We start from the raw sequence: 695 nt of genomic DNA on the forward strand, positions 1-695 counted from the left end.
TAGTTTCCAGACAGACCCTAGTAAGGTTGCACCAATTAAAAAAATGAGGTCAACTTACACCACAATCCACAAGTGGATTGTGGGTGATTTAAAGTTGAAGAAAACATTGGGTGAGCGAATTGATCGGTTAGACAATATTTTTAACTCTTTTTACGACAAATTTTATATTGTAATGATTTCAGCACCGAGTCAACTTGACGCTTTTACAATATTTGAAACATTGAATAGTCGTGGAAAAGATTTGGAAGTTTCCGACATTATTAAGAATCACTTAATGGCCTTATTACATGACGACATGGACTCGGCAAATAGTGCATGGCAACGAATTTCTTCTGCTTTCAATGGCGACAGTCATAAAATTTCCAGATTCATTCGAACATATTGGGCTGCGAGCCACAAAGTAATCCAAGAGTCCAAACTGTACCGTGCAATTAGTCAAGAAATAACAAATATGAGTGACGCAACAACCTTCTTGAAGGATCTTGATGCACTTGTCGAAGTATATTCTGTGCTTGATTCACCAATTGCGCCTAAAAGCCACTATGAATTCTTTAGAAACAAACTAATTACACAGCATCTTGATATTTTGAACCGATTACATGTGATGCTGTACTACCCAATCGTAATGTCAATGTATTATCGCGATTATCGAGAAGATGACATCCTCAAAGCCATTAGGGTCTGTCTGGAAACTA

Annotated in this window: 1 protein-coding gene; it reads left to right on the forward strand. The window is 37.3% G+C overall.

Annotation, left to right across the window (positions count from 1 at the left end; translation table 11 throughout):
• Positions 1-94 precede the first annotated feature (94 nt).
• The coding region (locus LKE01_RS11955; RefSeq protein ID WP_263862392.1) for a DUF262 domain-containing protein at positions 95-695 on the forward strand (601 nt) is incomplete at its 3' end.

The organism is Lentilactobacillus kefiri (genome assembly GCF_007989105.1).
Lineage (GTDB): Bacteria > Bacillota > Bacilli > Lactobacillales > Lactobacillaceae > Lentilactobacillus > Lentilactobacillus kefiri.